Annotated in this window: 17 protein-coding genes and 2 pseudogenes; 12 read left to right on the top strand and 7 right to left on the bottom strand. The window is 46.4% G+C overall.

The window, feature by feature from the left end:
* Positions 1 to 396 precede the first annotated feature (396 nt).
* The 5 genes and pseudogenes from ltrA (at position 397) to GKG36_RS10775 (ending at position 5,821) form a co-directional block, all read left to right on the top strand.
* Positions 397 to 2,079 carry a group II intron reverse transcriptase/maturase gene (gene ltrA / locus GKG36_RS10795; RefSeq protein ID WP_173012957.1) on the top strand — a complete coding sequence of 561 codons (1,683 nt, stop codon included), beginning with the start codon at positions 397 to 399 and terminating at the stop codon, positions 2,077 to 2,079.
* 73 nt (positions 2,080 to 2,152) lie between these two features.
* Positions 2,153 to 3,088: pseudogene (locus tag GKG36_RS10790) on the top strand (conjugal transfer protein TraE); the annotation flags it as partial.
* On the top strand, positions 3,085 to 4,818 hold the full coding sequence (locus tag GKG36_RS10785; RefSeq protein ID WP_154260661.1) for a C40 family peptidase: 1,734 nt from the start codon (positions 3,085 to 3,087) through the stop codon (positions 4,816 to 4,818). The pseudogene GKG36_RS10790 and the gene GKG36_RS10785, both read left to right, overlap by 4 nt.
* A gap of 12 nt (positions 4,819 to 4,830) precedes the next feature.
* On the top strand, positions 4,831 to 5,103 hold the full coding sequence (locus GKG36_RS10780) for a DUF4315 family protein (protein WP_154260659.1): 273 nt from the start codon (positions 4,831 to 4,833) through the stop codon (positions 5,101 to 5,103).
* On the top strand, positions 5,087 to 5,821 hold the full coding sequence (locus tag GKG36_RS10775) for a DUF4366 domain-containing protein (RefSeq protein WP_154260656.1): 735 nt from the start codon (positions 5,087 to 5,089) through the stop codon (positions 5,819 to 5,821). Before GKG36_RS10780 ends, GKG36_RS10775 begins: the two co-directional genes overlap by 17 nt.
* A 60-nt stretch (positions 5,822 to 5,881) precedes the next feature.
* Here the strand turns inward: GKG36_RS10775 and GKG36_RS10770 are convergent, their stop codons facing one another.
* The 3 genes from GKG36_RS10770 to GKG36_RS10760 form a co-directional block, all read right to left on the bottom strand.
* The gene (locus tag GKG36_RS10770; protein WP_156075035.1) at positions 5,882 to 6,214 is read right to left on the bottom strand and encodes a hypothetical protein; all 333 of its coding nucleotides are present in this window, start codon (positions 6,212 to 6,214) and stop codon (positions 5,882 to 5,884) included.
* 150 nt (positions 6,215 to 6,364) lie between these two features.
* Complete coding sequence (locus tag GKG36_RS10765) at positions 6,365 to 7,078, bottom strand: DUF4367 domain-containing protein (RefSeq protein WP_154260652.1); 714 nt, start codon at positions 7,076 to 7,078, stop codon at positions 6,365 to 6,367.
* Positions 7,071 to 7,604 carry a sigma-70 family RNA polymerase sigma factor gene (locus GKG36_RS10760; protein ID WP_243145086.1) on the bottom strand — a complete coding sequence of 178 codons (534 nt, stop codon included), beginning with the start codon at positions 7,602 to 7,604 and terminating at the stop codon, positions 7,071 to 7,073. The genes GKG36_RS10765 and GKG36_RS10760 overlap by 8 nt, the downstream gene beginning before the upstream one ends.
* A 382-nt stretch (positions 7,605 to 7,986) precedes the next feature.
* Here GKG36_RS10760 and GKG36_RS10755 point away from each other — a divergent pair.
* Positions 7,987 to 8,265 (top strand): annotated as a pseudogene (locus tag GKG36_RS10755) (DNA topoisomerase); the annotation flags it as partial.
* A 208-nt stretch (positions 8,266 to 8,473) separates the two neighbouring features.
* Here GKG36_RS10755 and GKG36_RS10750 read toward each other — a convergent pair.
* From GKG36_RS10750 to GKG36_RS10735, 4 genes are all read right to left on the bottom strand, one after another.
* The gene (locus GKG36_RS10750; protein WP_015537336.1) at positions 8,474 to 9,451 is read right to left on the bottom strand and encodes a hypothetical protein; all 978 of its coding nucleotides are present in this window, start codon (positions 9,449 to 9,451) and stop codon (positions 8,474 to 8,476) included.
* A gap of 119 nt (positions 9,452 to 9,570) precedes the next feature.
* Positions 9,571 to 10,002 (bottom strand): hypothetical protein, encoded by a 432-nt coding sequence (locus GKG36_RS10745; protein WP_243138375.1) that lies wholly within the window; start codon positions 10,000 to 10,002, stop codon positions 9,571 to 9,573.
* 93 nt (positions 10,003 to 10,095) lie between these two features.
* The gene (locus GKG36_RS10740) at positions 10,096 to 10,413 is read right to left on the bottom strand and encodes a zinc-ribbon domain-containing protein (RefSeq protein WP_097783021.1); all 318 of its coding nucleotides are present in this window, start codon (positions 10,411 to 10,413) and stop codon (positions 10,096 to 10,098) included.
* Positions 10,414 to 10,456: 43 nt separating this feature from the next.
* The gene (locus GKG36_RS10735) at positions 10,457 to 10,735 is read right to left on the bottom strand and encodes a hypothetical protein (protein ID WP_154244686.1); all 279 of its coding nucleotides are present in this window, start codon (positions 10,733 to 10,735) and stop codon (positions 10,457 to 10,459) included.
* Positions 10,736 to 11,318: 583 nt separating this feature from the next.
* Here GKG36_RS10735 and GKG36_RS10730 point away from each other — a divergent pair.
* The 6 genes from GKG36_RS10730 to mobQ all read left to right on the top strand — a co-directional run.
* A complete protein-coding gene (locus GKG36_RS10730; protein WP_113998237.1) occupies positions 11,319 to 12,035 on the top strand; it encodes a LytTR family DNA-binding domain-containing protein in 717 nt (238 codons plus the stop codon).
* Complete coding sequence (locus GKG36_RS10725) at positions 12,023 to 13,345, top strand: GHKL domain-containing protein (protein WP_154244687.1); 1,323 nt, start codon at positions 12,023 to 12,025, stop codon at positions 13,343 to 13,345. Before GKG36_RS10730 ends, GKG36_RS10725 begins: the two co-directional genes overlap by 13 nt.
* 131 nt (positions 13,346 to 13,476) lie before the next feature.
* Complete coding sequence (locus tag GKG36_RS10720; protein ID WP_154244688.1) at positions 13,477 to 13,950, top strand: hypothetical protein; 474 nt, start codon at positions 13,477 to 13,479, stop codon at positions 13,948 to 13,950.
* Between the two features lie 321 nt (positions 13,951 to 14,271).
* Positions 14,272 to 14,577 (top strand): hypothetical protein, encoded by a 306-nt coding sequence (locus GKG36_RS10715; RefSeq protein WP_015537341.1) that lies wholly within the window; start codon positions 14,272 to 14,274, stop codon positions 14,575 to 14,577.
* 163 nt (positions 14,578 to 14,740) lie between these two features.
* Entirely contained in the window at positions 14,741 to 15,055 is a 315-nt protein-coding gene (locus tag GKG36_RS10710) for a DUF3847 domain-containing protein (RefSeq protein ID WP_154244689.1), read from the top strand.
* A 266-nt stretch (positions 15,056 to 15,321) separates the two neighbouring features.
* Positions 15,322 to 16,895: MobQ family relaxase (gene mobQ / locus GKG36_RS10705; RefSeq protein WP_154260790.1), on the top strand; the 1,574-nt coding region annotated here is incomplete at its 3' end.

Genomic DNA, 16,895 nt, shown 5'->3' with positions numbered 1-16,895 from the left:
AGGGTAAAGAATGCTATGTCGAATGTAATGTGAACCATCGTAAGGATCGTTACAGGGAATAGGTGAAATAAGGCTGATACACCTACACCAAAAGGTGCCGGAGGTGGCCAAGGGGCCTTTCGCTACCCCGAAGCAAATGGACACAAATCCTCCCGGTTCAAAGATGGCGGCTAAGGCATTCATGAATTATGCATTACGTGGAACGTGGAAAACCCTATGCACTCCTTTAATAAAGGTATCGACCTCGCAAGAGGGAGAAACGGTGCAGAGGGTATGAGATGGAATAAAAAGCGAACGGTTCACTGTAACGGTGAGCATAGGGGTTCAAAATTTGCCCTGACCTGAAAGGGTGCTGACTTATTCCGGGTATTTCATGGCAAGATTGGAGGTATCCCTGTGAACGATAAGTATTCAACGACGGAAGGTAAAACTTCTGAGAAGCTGTCGGACGAAGCTATGTTGAGTGCCCAATGGAAAAACATTGACTGGCATAAGGCAGAGCGGGAAGTCAACAGGCTACAAATCAGGATTGTCAAGGCAACTCAGCAAAAAGACTACAACGCAGTAAAACGACTTCAGTATCTTCTGACACATTCCTTTTACGCCAAAGCACTGGCTGTTAAGCGTGTCGTTACCAACGATGGGCGCAAGACTCCCGGTGTGGATGGTGTTCTCTGGAACACCCCGGCGAAGAAAATGAAAGCGGTTCTATCGCTGACAGATAAAGGGTATCGTGCGCGTCCTCTCCGTAGAGTGTATATCGAAAAGAAGGACAAGAAGAAAAAGCGTCCATTGGGCATTCCTACAATGTATGACCGCGCAATGCAGGCTCTCTATGCTTTGGCACTGGAGCCGGTGGCGGAAACAACAGCAGATGGGAAATCCTTTGGTTTCCGAAAAGGAAGATGCGCACAGGATGCCTGCGAATATCTGTTCAATGCACTGTCGCGCAAGCACATTTCTCCGAAGTGGGTTTTGGAGGGTGACATCAAAGGTTGTTTCGACCATATCAGCCATGACTGGCTTCTGGCGAACATCCCCATGGACAAGAACATTTTGAAGCAGTTCTTAAAGGCGGGATTTATCTATCAGCGCGAACTCTTTCCTACCGAGGAAGGAACTCCGCAAGGTGGTATTATCTCCCCCATTCTGGCGAACATGACGCTGGATGGTATCGAGAAGAAGCTGGTCGAACGCTTTCACACGAACGCGCTCGGTAAGGTCGATTTAAGATTTAAGAATGCCCACAAAGTAAACTTCGTCCGCTATGCAGACGATTTTGTGGTCACAGCGGCAACACCTGAACTGGCTCTTGAAGCAAAGGAGCTGATTCGAGAGTTTCTCGCTGAACGCGGATTGGAACTTTCTGATGAAAAGACCGTTGTCACCAACATTGACGATGGTTTTGACTTCCTCGGCTGGAACTTCAGAAAGTATAACGAAAAGCTGATTATCAAGCCTTCCCAAAAGGCGGTCAAGGCTATCGTTTCCAATATCTCTGACACGATTCTCCGCAGAGGAAAAGCGTGGCAGCAAGATGTTCTGATTATGAAGTTGAATGAACAAATTCGAGGTTGGACTAATTACCACCAGTCCGTATGCGCAAGTGATGCGTTCGCGCATCTGGACTACGTCCTGTACGAACTGCTGTGGCGATGGGCTAAAAGACGGCACCCAAAGAAGAACAAGTGGTGGATTTCCACGAGATACTGGCATCGTGTCGGTAACCGGAACTGGGTGTTCTCTACGGAAAACAAGGAGCTGATTCGGGTGGACAGCACAGCTATTGTGCGGCACACCAAGATAAAAGCGTCTGCAAATCCGTTCCTCGATGAGGCGTATTTCCAAAAGAGGAAATTCGACAAAGGAATGCACCGGCTGACTGGAAAATTCAAGACTATCTGGAAAAACCAGAACGGGCTGTGCTACCACTGCGGAATGCCGATGGACGTAACGGAAGAAAGAGAAATCTTCTACCTTGCACCAAAGGCAAAGACTGGCACGGAAGATGTTCGTAATATGCGCTACGTTCATTGCTCCTGCCAGCGTATTTATGCTGAGAACCGCTTGAAAAAGTGATGAAATGCTTGAGCCGTATGACGGGAAACTGTCACGTACGGTTCTTAGGCGGGAAAGCGGTGGTAACACCGCTGACCCAGCCGATTACGCGTCGCTGGTGGAGCGTCTGCATGGGCAGGTCATCCACATCAGCCCTGCCAGTACCCAGTATATCAACCCTATGGACATCAACAGCAACTACTCGGAAGAGGATAACCCGCTGGCTTTGAAAGCTGACTTTGTGCTGTCCCTGTGCGAACTGGTGGTCGGCGGCAAAGAGGGCTTGCAGCCGGTGGAAAAGACGGTCATTGACCGCTGCGTCCATGTGGTCTACCGCAAGTATTTCGAGAACCCCATCCCGGAAAATATGCCGCTGCTGGAAGACCTCTACAATGCACTGTTGACGCAAGACGAACCGGAAGCCCGCCATGTGGCGGCTGCGCTGGAAATCTACGTCAAGGGCAGTTTGAACATTTTCAATCACCACACCAACGTAGATATCAATAACCGCATCGTCTGCTTTGACATCAAGCAACTGGGCAAGCAACTCAAAAAGCTGGGTATGCTCATCGTGCAGGATGCCGTGTGGGGGCGTGTGACAGCCAACCGCAGTGCCGGAAAATCCACCCGGTACTATGCAGACGAGTTCCACCTTTTGCTGAAAGAGGAACAGACTGCGGCGTACAGCGTTGAAATTTGGAAGCGTTTTCGTAAGTGGGGCGGCATCCCGACAGCCCTAACGCAGAACGTCAAAGATCTGCTGGCAAGTCCCGAAGTATCAAATATTTTTGAGAATTCGGACTTCGTTTATATGCTCAATCAGGCGAACGGTGATCGGCAAATCCTCGCAAAGCAGCTCAATATCAGCCCGCATCAGCTTTCCTACGTTACCCACTCCGGCGAAGGTGAAGGGCTGCTGTTTTTCGGTAACGTGATCCTGCCCTTTGTTGACCACTTCCCGAAAGACCTTGAACTCTACCGCATCCTCACGACCAAGCTCAACGAGATCTCGGAGGGCGCACAGAAATGAGTGAACCGAAACTGATCATCAAAGAGGAATCGTCCGCAAAAAAGACCCGTTCTCCCCCGAAGAAACCCAAGGTGGAGCAGTCGGTGCCCAGAAAGAAAAAGCTGAAAACCGATGCAGATAAGGTTGCGGAAAGGGCGCAGCACCTGCGTTTTGGCAAAGCCGAGATCACCCCGGATGAAGCATCCCGCATGACAAAGCAGCAGAAACGTGCTATGTATGCCGCTGCTGCCGCCCGGTCTGCGGTGCATCGGGAGGTTGACCAGTACGAGGACGATAATGTGGGCACGCAGGCTTTAAGCGAGGGCGAAAAAGCTGCCGAGACTACCCACGATATTTCCAAGAGCCGTTACGCCAGAAAGCTGAAAAAGAAAGCCAAGATGCAGGGCAAGAAAGGGGCCCGAACCGCAAAATCTTCCGTGCAGAAGCCGCCTGCGGCACAAGATGCAGGCGCATCCAGCACCGGCGAGGGCAGTTCTAACTGGCTTTCACGCTGGAAACAGCGGCAAGAAATCCGTAAAAGTCACTATGCCGCCGCCCATTCGGGTACAGCGGCACAGACCGCAGGCGGCAAAGCGGTATCCAATGGCACCACTGCTGCGAAGTCTGGCATGGAACAGGTCATCGACAAAGGAAAATCGGTGGTCAGTACCGCAGTCAACGGCATTGCCAATTTTGCAAAAAGCAACGCGCACGTTCTTTTGATCGTGGGCGTTTTTCTTTTGCTCTTGCTGCTGGTCATGTCGGCATTTTCGTCCTGTTCCATTCTGTTTTCAGGCACCACGCAGGTATCCGGTCAGACCATTTACACCGCAGAGGACCGGGACATCCGGGGAGCCGAAACCGACTACAAGAAGCTGGAAAAGGAGCTGGACAAAAAGATCAAGCGCACCACCACCGACCACCCCGGCTACAACGAGTACCAGTATCACCTTGATCCCATCGAGCATGACCCATGGCAGTTGACCTCTTTTCTCACGACTCTCTATGACGATTACACCCGGTCAGAGGTGCAGGGCAAGTTGAAGGAGACCTTCAAAAAGCAGTACAAGCTGACCACATGGGTGGAGGTGCAGATACGGTATAAGACCGTCTGGGTCATCAGTCCGGCAGGAATCCCAGTCCCTACGCAGGTGCCCTATGAGTACCGCATCTTCCACACCAAATTGGTGAATAAAGGGCTGGAAGTGGTTATCCGGGAGGAACTGGACAACGACCAGTGGAAACGCTATGAGATCTTTCAGGATACGCTGGGTGGTCGGCCTTATCTGTTCAACGGCGGTCTGCCGCCCGGTGGCTCCGATGGCTCCGGCACACCCGGCATCGACTATCAGGTTCCGGCAGAAGCCCTGACGGACAGCGAGTTTGCCGCTATCTACAAGGAGGCGCAAAAGTATGTGGGCACGCCCTACGTCTGGGGCGGTTCTACCCCGGAAACCGGGTTTGATTGCTCCGGCTACGTTTGCTGGGTCTACAACCAGAACGGCTACAATGTGGGGCGCACCACCGCCAACGGTCTGTGGAACAAGAGCCAGCACATTTCCGAAGCCGAAGCAAAGCCCGGCGACCTTGTTTTCTTTGAAGGAACGTATGATACGCCGGGGAAAAGTCATGTGGGCATCTACCTTGGAAACGGCAAGATGGTGTCTGCCGGAGACCCCATAAAGTATGCTGATATTCACTCGTCCTACTGGCAGAAATACCTGTCCGGTTTTGGACGGCTTTCAAAATGATTGGAGGAAGAAATGAGCGAAAAACTCGATAAACTGCGCGCTTCTCTGGAAAAGGAAAGGGAGCGTCGCATTAAGATCAACACTCGCATTGAAAGCCTTGAGCGGCGGATTCAGGAAGCAGAAGCTGCCGAGGTCAACGAGATGGTGCGCACCGCCAAGGTCACGCCGGAACAGCTTGCCGCCCTGCTGCGGCAGTCTGCAACTTCCACCCCGACCCCGGCTGCGCTGTCCGCAGTCGGTGCTACGTTCAACAAGGAGGAACCTAATAATGAAGATGATGAATAAGTTCTGCGCCCTGATGCTGTCGGTGGCACTGTGCGCTGGCATGGCGGCTCCTGCTTTTGCCTATGGCGGTGAGCCTGTGGAGGAAGCGGAGCAGCCTGTCCTGACTTCTACCACCGATGAAGAAGATGTAGTCACCGTGACCGATGAGGAAACCGGTGCCCTGACCCCGGAGGGCAACCTGACGCTGGTGGACGACTACCACACCAACTATTCTGATGGCAGCGGTCAGCAGTTTATCACGCTGGTGTCGAAGTCGGGTGCGACTTTCTATCTGGTGATAGACCGCAACGCCAAAGGGCAGCAGACCGTCCACTTTATGAATCTGGTGGACGAAGCGGACCTTTTGACACTGATGGAAGAGGATGCCGCCGATGCCTACACCGCTGAAAAAGAAGCAGCGGCGCAGGCGGAACAGGATAAGCTGAAAGCCGAGGAAGAAGCGAAAAAAGCCGCCGAAGAAGCGGCAGCATCCGGCGAGGAACAGCCCAAGGAAAACAAGGTCACAAGTATCGCATCCGGCTTTCTGGGTGTGGTCGTGCTGATTGCGCTGGCGGCAGGCGGCGGCTTCTACGCTTTCACAAAGCAGAAGCAGAAAAAGCAGGCCGAAAAAGAAGCCCTTGACCCCGATGCAAACTACACCGAGGACAAGGGCGATTTTGAGATTCCCACCGAGGACGAGCCGGAGGACACCGGCGAGGAAGATACCGAACCCATCTGATTTTAAGGCGGCATTTGCCGCCGTACATAACTATCATTTGTGTATTTTTCGGAAGCGCAATCATTGTGGCCGAATGCTATATATCGTATCAAATTGGTATGGATCTGATTGTAAAACTTTTCCATTTGAAATCACGATAATTGTTTCGCCTTCTTTAATTTGCGATAGTTGAACTTGCCCTTTCAAATAATCTGATGCTCCATGAATTATGTATTCATCATCGGCATCATACAACTGGTTTTTTGCTATTGCATAGATACAGTTCTCTTGCAAATCCACATTTGTGACTGTGAGCTTCGATTCTTTTCTATCTAAAAAATTCACTTTGAAAAAACCAAAGGAAAAAACTACTATCATTGCAGTGCAAATGCTGAAAACCACTTTCTTTGTCATTTTATACACCTCCATTTTTTTGCTTCCAATAGGAGCTTTTGCTTAGTCAACGTAATTCGCCTTATGTTTGTGACAGCTTTTTTGAAAAAATCTCTGTTTTTCGTTATGTTTGTACGCTTATACAAAAAATCTCCATGTTATTTGTTGATTCTAACAAATAACATGGAGGCTCATATTAAAAATGTTTTCAGCGATTCTCGCAATCTCATCTTGTGAGATGTTTCCCATAATCGTGTTTGAAATGCCTCTCTGCTCCCAGCTTAAAATATATACTGTATCGCCGTTCTTTTCTACGCTCGTTCCCAAAGTTGCGTCTGCGTCTCCAACTTTTACGTTCTCATAAGTTGTATGCTCATTGTCAAACGAGGACTGTTGCCCCGGCTGTATAATGGAGCATCGAACAGTATATCCTTTGCCGCTTCCTTTTGACGAGTAAACGTGCAAAAAGTTTTCTGCGCTTTCAAATTCCTGCTCACGATCTCGTTCAAAGCCGTCCGGCACATAATGATCGCTGTATCCATCCGGCAATCGTTCCAACGGTTCGCCGTCCACTTGATACGTCAGCTGCATCTCAATCGGCAAGAACTTCTGAATCATCGTGTAGACTGCCTTGCGGAAGTCCGCACTTACTGTAAGCGCACCGAGAGTTAAAATTACCAGCGTCAGGGCCGCAATAAGCACTCGTTTCAGCACAGGGCGGCGTTTATGCAACGCCGCTTGCAGGCGGGCATCCCATCGGGAAGTGTCCGGGTAGCGTTCTTTAAGCTGCGCCGGAGTTGGTAGCTCGTTCAGTTCTTTCTGTGCATCTGCATGGATTGCCATCATCAACGCAGTGTCAAAAGAAACTTCTGTCTGCTCACTCATAGTGGTTCAACTCCTTCCACAATAGTTTTCTTCCACGGAAAAGCCGCATCCGAACCACTTCGTCCGTCAGTCCAAGCGATTTGGCAATCTCCCGGTTGGTGTAGCCCATTGCCAAAAGGCGCAGTGGGTCACGGTACATCGGTTTCATCTGTCCGATCAGTTCTGTCAGGTGTTCGATGTTGTCGGCGCTGACTGCTGCATCATCCGGCACCGGGGCACCATCTGGTGCGTCCGATACTTCTTCCAGCAGCTCTTCTCGCTGATTGCGAAGCATATCGTATGCACGGCTTCTACTACAACTAACGAGATAAGCGGCAAGTTCGTGACAGTTTTCTCGATGAATTTTAGAAAAATTTTTGGCAACGTACAAAAACACTTCTTGCAGTACGTCTTCTGCCAGATACGAATCGCCCATAATTTTGTAAGCGGTATGATAGACCAGCCGCTTGTAAGTATTATATACAGCTATAAACTGTTCTTCATTGCTTTGATCGTCAAGAACAGCTAAGTACAGAGAAAGCAACACAACCACCTCCAACTGATTCGCAACGATTGGATGTAGTGTACCACGAACCAACAAAAATGTCGAATGTCACTAATGTTGTAAAGGAGCGTGATGCCATGACCCAACCAAAAACTGACCTCGCCTATTTCCGTAGCGAAAAAGCCAAAGCAGAGCAGAAGCTGCACTACCGCAGAAGAAGCCCTTGACCCTGATGCAAACTACACCGAGGACAAGGGCGACTTCGAGATTCCCACCGAGGACGAGCCGGAGGAACCCGGTGAGGAAGATACCGAACCCATCTGATTTTAAGGCGGCATTTTGCTGCCTTACATATTGCAATCCAAAACAGATTGGAGGGATTTTTATCGCAAAATTAGTCGTGGCGGAAAAGCCATCCGTCGCTATGTCCTATGCAAAAGTCCTTGGCGCTACCAGCCGCAAAGACGGCTACCTTGAAGGGAACGGCTATTTGGTGAGCTGGTGTATTGGTCATTTAGTGGAGCTGGCACCGCCCAATGTCTACGATGCCAAGTACGTTAAGTGGAGCATCGCAGACTTGCCCATCCTGCCGCAAAAGTGGCAGTATCTGGTGTCTGCGTCCACCAAAAAGCAGTTTGGCATTTTGCAAAAGCTGATGCACCGCCCGGATGTGGAGAGCATTGTGAACAGTTGCGATGCAGGGTAGTGCGGTTAGGTGACTTAAGAGAAAGAAAAAGAGACCTCATCTCGTAAAAAAGCTAACGCGGTCGTCCGTTTCTGTATTGAAATACAGTGGACGGCCGCGTTAGCTTTTGGTGACCAAATAATGCCATGCCCCACAAGCAGGCAGATCAGCTGTTATCTTGGATTATTTGATGTTGCTATCAAGTTCTTGTGGTTCAAAACGCAATCTAAAACTCAATGGATTTTGCTATTTCTAACACTTGGCTTTCCGACACGGAATTCGATTCAAGTTCAACGGCAACAAAACATTCTTTCTCGTTGTTATAAGAGAGGATGCCCCAGTTGTTCACAGGCTCAGCGTTTGCACCATCCTGATAAACTACTGTTGTAAGTGCAGTCGTTCCATATTTGTTTGTTTTAACCACATCATACCTGCTGTCTGTATCAAATCTGTAGACCGACCCAAGCCGAAGTGCAGAATATACGACCTGCACGGAATCTTTATCTCCCTCGTATGGTTCATAATTGCTGTAACCAATTGCACCGATAAGTGTGTGATCACTATCATAAATGTCATACACGGTGTACAGCGGATTCAATCCAGCAAGCATGAGCGGCTCATGTTCGGTGTCTGACTTTTTTGTTTTCTCCTGAAATTTCCACCCCTGTGGAAGTGTAATGGAAATCGCGCAATTCGATTGTTCCGATTCTTGTGCAGAAAATTCAATTTTATGATTTGGAATTCTTTCACCTTCAAATGTCCATCCATCTAAAATTTTTGATGCCATTTCAGCATATTCTCCACCTGTAGATGCAGACTTCAAATATTTATAAAGCGCCTTCTTTTCTTCATCTGACCCAGTATAGGAAATTTCTGACCTAATTCCCGTTATGACAAGTTCTTCAAACTTCTCATCGGTCATCAGCTTACTATGCTTCAGTATCCGAAGCGTATCTTCTGGAAATTCAACAAGCCGCTTAGACAATACCGAAAAACAATCTTCGGTATATCCGCCATCTGAAATTTTAAGTTCTTCTAATATTTGACCCGTTTCCATATCCTCAAGTTCTGATAAAAAATCTTGTGGATTTGATACCGATATGGAAACAGAGGATTCGGTGGAGGATGACGGTAGCGAATTTGTTGCGCAGGCGGATAAACTGGCCAGCATGATTGTGAGAATCACTATTTGAAATCGTTTCATCAGACATAACCTCCATTTTGTGTACTCCAGCAGGAGCTTTTGTTTAGTCAACGTAGTTCACACTGTGTTTGTGACAGCTTTTTTGAAAAAAGTTCAAAATCTTGTCAGCTTTGGACGCTTCAACAAAAAAGTGCCCACACATTTGTAAATGACAACAAGCGCGTGGGCAAAAATTCAGCCAGTGTGGAAGAATCATTTTTCTCACTAAATGACCCCAAATAATGTGACGAACTCTCAACCTCTATTATTACACCATCCGGCATTCTGTATTTTTCTAAACTGAGATTCAAACCTTTAAGTGGGATTGTTCTAGCCAGTTGAGGGATAGAAACTGTATGGAGAATATCAATTTTTGATAAACCTCTATACGTTTCTGTCTTTTCGGCTTCACTTAGCAACCGTTCTGCATACTGATTTGAAATAACTTGTATGCGAAATTGTTCTTTTTCATCCTCGTTCATCTCAAGTGGAACGCCGTGCAATGTGTCCACAATATAGGACGAAATTTTAGCGAAGTGCTCGTCAAAATCAGTGGTATCTTCGTTGGTCATATTTCTGTTCTACCCTCATTATAAGCTTTCCGGTCTGCTTAAAGTTATAGCTTTCAGCGTAAAGCTTCCGTAGTTTTTAATGCTAAACGATAGTTATCGAACTTTTCCACAGTTTTTGCAAAAACGTTCAGAAGAAGCATTTAATGTTCCGCAGTCCGGGCAATACCATCTTCCGTCTGGCATCGGTTCAACAGGCGAGGGCGTTTGGTGTGCTTTTGCTGGAGTTTGAACGGGTGATGCAGTAAACAGCGGCGCAATATTCACATCTCTACGGCCAACACCAGCGAGACTTCTAAAATCCCACGATTTAACTTCTTGTGCCAATGTCCGTTTTGGTTCAATATACTGACCGCACCGTTGGCAATATCGAACACCCAACTTGTTTTCATAACCACAATTTTTACAAGCCATCAAAAATCCCCCTTTGCTTCTTGTTTAGAGACTTTACCTTCCTTTATCGAATAGCTAAAATTATCGAACCCACTAAAAATAGTGTCGAAATTCCCAACATAATCCATGCGGACTTCACTTTTGGGCTATTACTACAACTTTTGAAAGATATTGCCATCTGAATATAATACAAGGCTACAATTCCATATGAGAAAAACAAAGCAGCCCAAGCATACGGCACTGCACTTTCAGGGGTTAGTCTCACAAGATTACCAAGCCATATCGAAACGCACCCCCAAAGTGGTAAAGGCGCAGCAAGAAAGAAATCATTTTTCTTGTCCATTTTTGTCCTCCTGTGACCTGATAATACGGTTTTATGGCATATTATCTTTGCATGGATTTGCGAATCACTCAGCCTTAAATACACGAATTGAGAAATATACCAATTATCAGCATCAGCATTCCAAAAGTGATCTGTGAACCCAAAAGACCTCCACCAGCATCATTTTTATCAGTGCTTTTAATTGCTTTCACCAAAAATTTAGGGAATATCACGCCTAAAATCGCCATTAAAACTATTATTATTCCTCTCATTTGATTTTCTCCCCTCTTATGCACATATTAGGTCAACTATGATAACATCAAAGCACAAGAATCAATCAACGTCCACAATTTTGTAGCAAAACAGAGAAATTTTGTAACGAAATCGGTGTGCGTACAGATAGTATGTTCCCTAACAGTGGACATCCAGCATTAGGGGAGCACACCAAAGCTACCTTTCGCCATATTACAAGTCAATCGTCAACCAAAGGCTTTTGACTATTTGAAGTTTTGGCATAATCGTATTATACTTGTAAGGAACAGGGCTGTATGTTGTGTAATGAAAAGCGGTCCCATGTGCACATGTGCAATGGAGGGATTTCAAAATGAATGTCTTGGTTTGTGACGATGAACGGCAGATCGTTGATTCTATCATTGAAACACTTGAAAAGAAAACCGAAGAAACACAGGTATCATCAAGATTTTATGGATTTTCTCAACCAAGTCAAATAGACTTATCACTTCCGTATGATATTGCGCTTCTGGATATTGATATGGGCGAAACAAATGGAATTGAGCTTGCCAGAAAGTTACGAGCAGAAAATGAAAATATTGTGATTATCTTCATTACAAATTTCATTCAGTATGCTCCAGAGGGATTTGAAGTTCAAGCCTTTCGTTACTTACTAAAAGCAGATCTCTCTGCTAAACTTGATTCCTACTTTGATTCAGCTGTCCAAGAAGTACTTCGACGGAAACAGCTTGTCACAATTTCAATCAACTCTGAAATTATCGATGTACCTGTAAATGACATTCTGTATTTAGAATCTCATCGAAGAATCATTGTTATGCACTTGTTGGACGAAAAACGCCCAGCATACCAATTTTACGGCAACATAACGGAACTATCCGAAAAAATCGAGCCACTCGGTTTCCTTCGTATTCAAAAAAGCTATCTTGTCAATATGCACTATGTCGAAATCTTTCAATACAATAAAGTCCAATTGCGCGGTGGTCTTTGTCTGGCTCCAAGCGAAAAGAATTATAGTGAGCTAAAACAGAAATATTTACATTGGCGAGGTAAAAGTAGATGGATGCTTTGATCAGTTTGGTTTACACAATCATAGATTCAGTCTGCGTATGTCTGTTTTTAGACGCTTTTGCTTCGCACCGTTGGAGGAATCATAGATTTCTTGTCGGTGTAATAGTTCAAACTATTTTAATGTATGCATCCATTGAATTCAGTGTTATTGCCTTAAATCGAAACCAAATCGTCAAAATTCTCTTGATTCTACTATCCTGCTTTATTGTTGCCAGAACTCTATATGAGAATATCTCAGGAAAGTTTTTATTATTTCTTATCGTTGTAGAATATCTCTTGACTTATAGTTTATCTTTTGCAGTCGGAATGCTTGCAACTTCGGTTTGTGGGATGGATGCTCAGACGTTTCAAGCAAACAAGACACTATCGCTAATCTACGGAATCTCTTATTATTCAGCCGAATTATTTATTATTGCGCTATTTCGCAAAATGATGCTTCAGCGTATGGGCAATAGACCCAGAAGCGATGCTCAACATTCGCAGCTGATTCTGTACTTTCTATTTCCATGTGCATCATTTGCAATGCTTGTGATCCTACTTTACGTTACAAGTGGTCACAATATAGAAGAGTTTGTTTCTGCTGGCTGTTGTATTCTCATTTTTATTTCAAACATTGCAATTCTCTTTTTATTGGAGCGAATGGAGTATGCAGCATCGGAAAGAGAACAATTATTGATGCTTAACCAGCAGATTCAGCTACAATCGAAAAACATGACTTCGGCAAGCGAACTTTATTCTGCCCAAAGGAAAAAAGTTCACGATTTCCGGGCGCACCTGAATATCCTAAATCGATTGATGAAGAATCAAGAGTATTCTGCCGCTGAAGAATATCTTGAAAAAATCACCGAACAGCAAACTGATCGGCTATTCCTTGTCAACACACATCATCCCATCTTGGACGCACTTTTCAATACAAAAGCTGCCGAAGCAACTCAAAAGAAGATCAGCATTGATTTTGAAGTGAATGATCTATCAAATCTTCCATTTGATGTCTCCGATATGGTAGTGCTTCTATCAAACCTTTTGGATAATGCCATTGAAGCGTGTCAGCAGTATGATAAGGGCGATAAAGCGATTCATGTCATGGCCGTTGCACAGCAAGACTTTTTTATCTCTGTCCGAAACACATCGGAACCTGTTGTAATTATAAGTGGTTCCATTCCAACGACAAAACCAGAACCGCAGATGCATGGCTTTGGACTTGCGAACATCCGGCTGATTCTCGAAAAATACAGTGGAGAGTATACGATGTTCTATGAAAATGGGTGGTTCCAGTTCACTGCTGATATACCGTTCACTCCGATTTCGTGACAGATTTTATCCATGTTAGTACAAAAGCATGGACGAAATCTTCTATTGTATGTATAGTAACAATAAGATGCAGATGATTTCAATGCATCTATAAGAGTTCGCGTATAATAGTTTGTTTCTTGAAGAAGGGAGTGTGTCAGCATGAAAAAATAGAAGCCAATCCTATTTGCAATTGTGATTCTAATATTGCTTTTATTTATTATTGGTGGAATGCTGGGACTGCTTCCTCAACCGCTTTTCGTCTTGTCATCACAAACCATTCTGGTTATATTGGTCTGCGGCGTTGCATTGATAATCGGACTTCTGCTGAAATTTTTCGACAAGAAGTGAGATGCTTAGGAGTTTCTATGTTGCCATTTTTCAATCAAAAAGAGCTGGTTGTTTGCTCGAATCAATCTCAATACCAAAAATACACATCGCTTTTAGAAAAGGCAGGAATAACCTATCGAACAAAAGCACGCGATTTATCATCACCGTCTCTGTTTTCGATGGGAACCCGTGAAAGAGCCGGAACTGCATTTCAAAAGGTCAACTATCAAACGCTCTATACGATATATGTTCGCAAAGCCGATTACGAACGTGCTGTTCACGTTATTCTTGCTTGATTAAATATGAACACTCCATTCAATTAAGACTATTGTTTATGGTACAATGCCTATGTCAGATTTATTAAAAAAGATAGCGTATTGGGCTTTAGTGCTAACTCTTGTAGTCGCTGAGATTGGCTCCTTTTTCGATTTATTTAATATCAATCCTTGGTGCTATCCTGTTTATGCTGCGTTGCTGATACTATATAATAAATTTTCTTCATACAATCCGATAAGTGAGAATCTAATTTCAAAAATTATTGCAATATGTTTCATTGTTGCAGCAGTAGCTCTTACTATAATAAAAGGACTGGTTGCATAAAGGGGTGAAGAAAGTTTATGGATTGGAACATTGGTTGGGTATTTTGGATTGGCTGTTCGTATTTTCTGACAATCGTAAACTGCTATTTTGTACTTGTCAAAAAGGCAAAATATAATTACATCATCGGAGTGTCTGGGATTGCCTTTTTCTCAGTTGCCTTGCTTGAAGAATTACGAATGTTTTCGCAATGGATTGAAGATGGAGAAGTTGGAATGCTAACCCACGCTCTTCAAAATCTTCCAGTTCAATTTACCATCAGATTTTTAATAGTTGTAGGCATAACAGCACTGTTAATAATAATTGATTTACATCGCACAAAATAGTCCTAATCCAAACCACAGATAGTAACCATTATGGATACGCAATGGAACTTTTACCGTGAAAGTTCGATTGAACTGCGAAAATTAAATATGTTTCCAAAGCCAAATGATCAGCCTCCATACTGATTGTTTGGCTTTTTATTTTCTGAAAAAGGAGCGTGATGCCATGACCCAACCGAAAACCAATCTTGCCTACCTCCGCAGCGAAAAAGCCAAAGCAGAGCAGAAGCTGCGCTCTTGCCAGCACCGGGAGAAAATCCTTGAACGCCAGATGTCGGAACTGAATCGGAGAGAGCGTGTGCATCGTCTTTGCACCCGTGCCGGAATGCTGGAAAGTTTTCTGATCTGTCCGGGAGAATTGACCGACGATCAGGTGATGGAGCTTCTGAAAATCTCGTTCCGTCAACCGGAAGTCGTGCTGGCTCTTGCAAAGATGGTGCATGACGTTCACGAAAAGCAGAACGTTCCGAACCCCCTATGAAATAGGGCGCAATTATACACCGTTCCGGTGAAATTGCGGTCTTGCAGACGGCTCGATGAAATCGAAGCTGGCGTTTGTGCGCCAGCCCGATTCCATCCCAAGGAAAACTGCATTTTCCTTGCGCTGCTTTGCAGCTATCCTTTTGCGGCTCCCGCCTAAGACCGAAGCGCATGGCACTCCGTTCTAAGGCGGCGAGCAAAACCGAATACGATTCCAGACCGTTCATCAAGAGCAATCTTGCTGGGCGGTCTTTTTGTTTGGGGGTGATGCCTATTCCGTGTCCGCATTTCAAAATTACCATCGTCAAACGCAGCCAAGGGCAGTCCGCCGTTGCCGGGGCCGCTTACCAGAGCGGCGAACGGCTGTTCAGTGAGTACGACCAGAAAACGAAATTCTACAACAAGAAGAAAGAGCTTGTCCATGCCGAGATCATGCTGCCGTCCCATGCGCCACCCGGATATGCAGACCGGGCAACTCTTTGGAACGCCGTGGAAGCCGTGGAGAACCAGTGGAACTCCCAGCTTGCCCGGCGCATCGTGCTGGCGTTCCCGGTAGAGGTGCCGAAGGAACAGTATCTTCCCATGCTCAAAGAATTTTGTCTGGAGCAGTTTGTTTCCAAGGGCATGATTGCGGATTTTGCCATCCACGACAAGGGAGATGGAAACCCACACGCCCACATTCTGCTGACGCTCCGGGCAATGGACGAACACGGCAAGTGGTTGCCGAAAGCCCGAAAGGTGTACGACCTTGACGAGAACGGTGAGCGCATCCGGCTTCCCTCCGGCAACTGGAAGTGCCACAAGGAAAACACCGTGGACTGGAACGACCAGAAGTACGCCGAGGTCTGGCGGCACAGCTGGGAAACCATCACCAATCGCTATCTGGAAGCCGCTGGCAGACCAGAACGTGTTGACCTGCGCTCCTTTGAGCGGCAGGGCATCCAGCAGATACCGACCGTGCATCTCGGTCCCGCCGCACACCAGATGGAAAAGCGCGGGGTGGAAACCTTTCTCGGCAATCTGAACCGAGATATTCGAGCCGCCAACAGCCTGATGCAGTCCATCCGCAGTGCAATTCGTGGTCTGCAACACTGGATCGCAGACCTGAACGAAAAGAAGCAGCTTCTTCTGGACGCTCTGGAAAAGGCGAAAGAACCCACGCTGTCCGACCTGCTGGTGGACTACTTCAATCTCCGCAATGAGCAGCGCAGCGATTGGTCTGCCAAGGCAAAACTGAAATGCTCCGTCCGGGACTTTGAGGAAGTCAAACAGGCGGTGGACTATCTGAAAGCCCATTCCCTGAACACCATCGAGGATTTGGACACTGCAATTTCTAACCTGAACCAGACCGCCGCCCCTCTCCGCAAGCAGTTGAAGCAGAACGAAAACCGTATGCGGGCAATCGCCCAGATCAAGGACGCCGCTGCCGTCCATGCCAAGCTGAAGCCCATCCATGATGCCTTTATGAAGAAGAACTTCAAGCTGACCAAGGACGCTTACGCCGCCCAGCACAAGGACGAACTGGACGCATTCAACAAGGCTGTCCGCACCCTGATGAAGCTGAACGGCAGCACAGCGGTGGACTTTTCGGCATTGGATGCCGAATTTTCTGCGCTGCAATCTGGCAGCGCAGAACTGCGTACCAAACTGGAAACCTTGCAGCCGGACATCTCCGCCCTGAAAAATATCCGCAAGTATATCGACATGGTGCTGAATAAGCAGCAGCTTTCCGCACCGGGCGGCAAGACCCCGGAGAAGAAATCAGTGCTGAAACAGCTGGAGCAGCTTCAGCAGAAAAAGTCCAACTACAAAACGATTTCTACCACCCCAAACCGCGAAGA

The organism is Faecalibacterium sp. BIOML-A1 (assembly GCF_009679715.1).
GTDB classification, from domain to species: Bacteria; Bacillota; Clostridia; order Oscillospirales; family Ruminococcaceae; genus Faecalibacterium; species Faecalibacterium taiwanense.
This window is presented reverse-complemented; position numbering and strand designations above follow the sequence as displayed.

Coding starts and splice junctions, on each gene's coding strand:
- GKG36_RS10745 (WP_243138375.1), bottom strand. CDS start 10,002: ATGACCAACGAAGATACCACTGATTTTGACGAGCACTTCGCTAAAATT.
- GKG36_RS10785 (WP_154260661.1), top strand. CDS start 3,085: ATGAGTGAACCGAAACTGATCATCAAAGAGGAATCGTCCGCAAAAAAG.
- GKG36_RS10710 (WP_154244689.1), top strand. CDS start 14,741: ATGACCCAACCGAAAACCAATCTTGCCTACCTCCGCAGCGAAAAAGCC.
- GKG36_RS10740 (WP_097783021.1), bottom strand. CDS start 10,413: ATGGCTTGTAAAAATTGTGGTTATGAAAACAAGTTGGGTGTTCGATAT.
- GKG36_RS10780 (WP_154260659.1), top strand. CDS start 4,831: ATGAGCGAAAAACTCGATAAACTGCGCGCTTCTCTGGAAAAGGAAAGG.
- GKG36_RS10765 (WP_154260652.1), bottom strand. CDS start 7,078: ATGAGTGAGCAGACAGAAGTTTCTTTTGACACTGCGTTGATGATGGCA.
- GKG36_RS10750 (WP_015537336.1), bottom strand. CDS start 9,451: ATGAAACGATTTCAAATAGTGATTCTCACAATCATGCTGGCCAGTTTA.
- GKG36_RS10770 (WP_156075035.1), bottom strand. CDS start 6,214: ATGACAAAGAAAGTGGTTTTCAGCATTTGCACTGCAATGATAGTAGTT.
- GKG36_RS10730 (WP_113998237.1), top strand. CDS start 11,319: ATGAATGTCTTGGTTTGTGACGATGAACGGCAGATCGTTGATTCTATC.
- GKG36_RS10725 (WP_154244687.1), top strand. CDS start 12,023: ATGGATGCTTTGATCAGTTTGGTTTACACAATCATAGATTCAGTCTGC.
- GKG36_RS10735 (WP_154244686.1), bottom strand. CDS start 10,735: ATGGACAAGAAAAATGATTTCTTTCTTGCTGCGCCTTTACCACTTTGG.
- GKG36_RS10775 (WP_154260656.1), top strand. CDS start 5,087: ATGAAGATGATGAATAAGTTCTGCGCCCTGATGCTGTCGGTGGCACTG.
- GKG36_RS10715 (WP_015537341.1), top strand. CDS start 14,272: ATGGATTGGAACATTGGTTGGGTATTTTGGATTGGCTGTTCGTATTTT.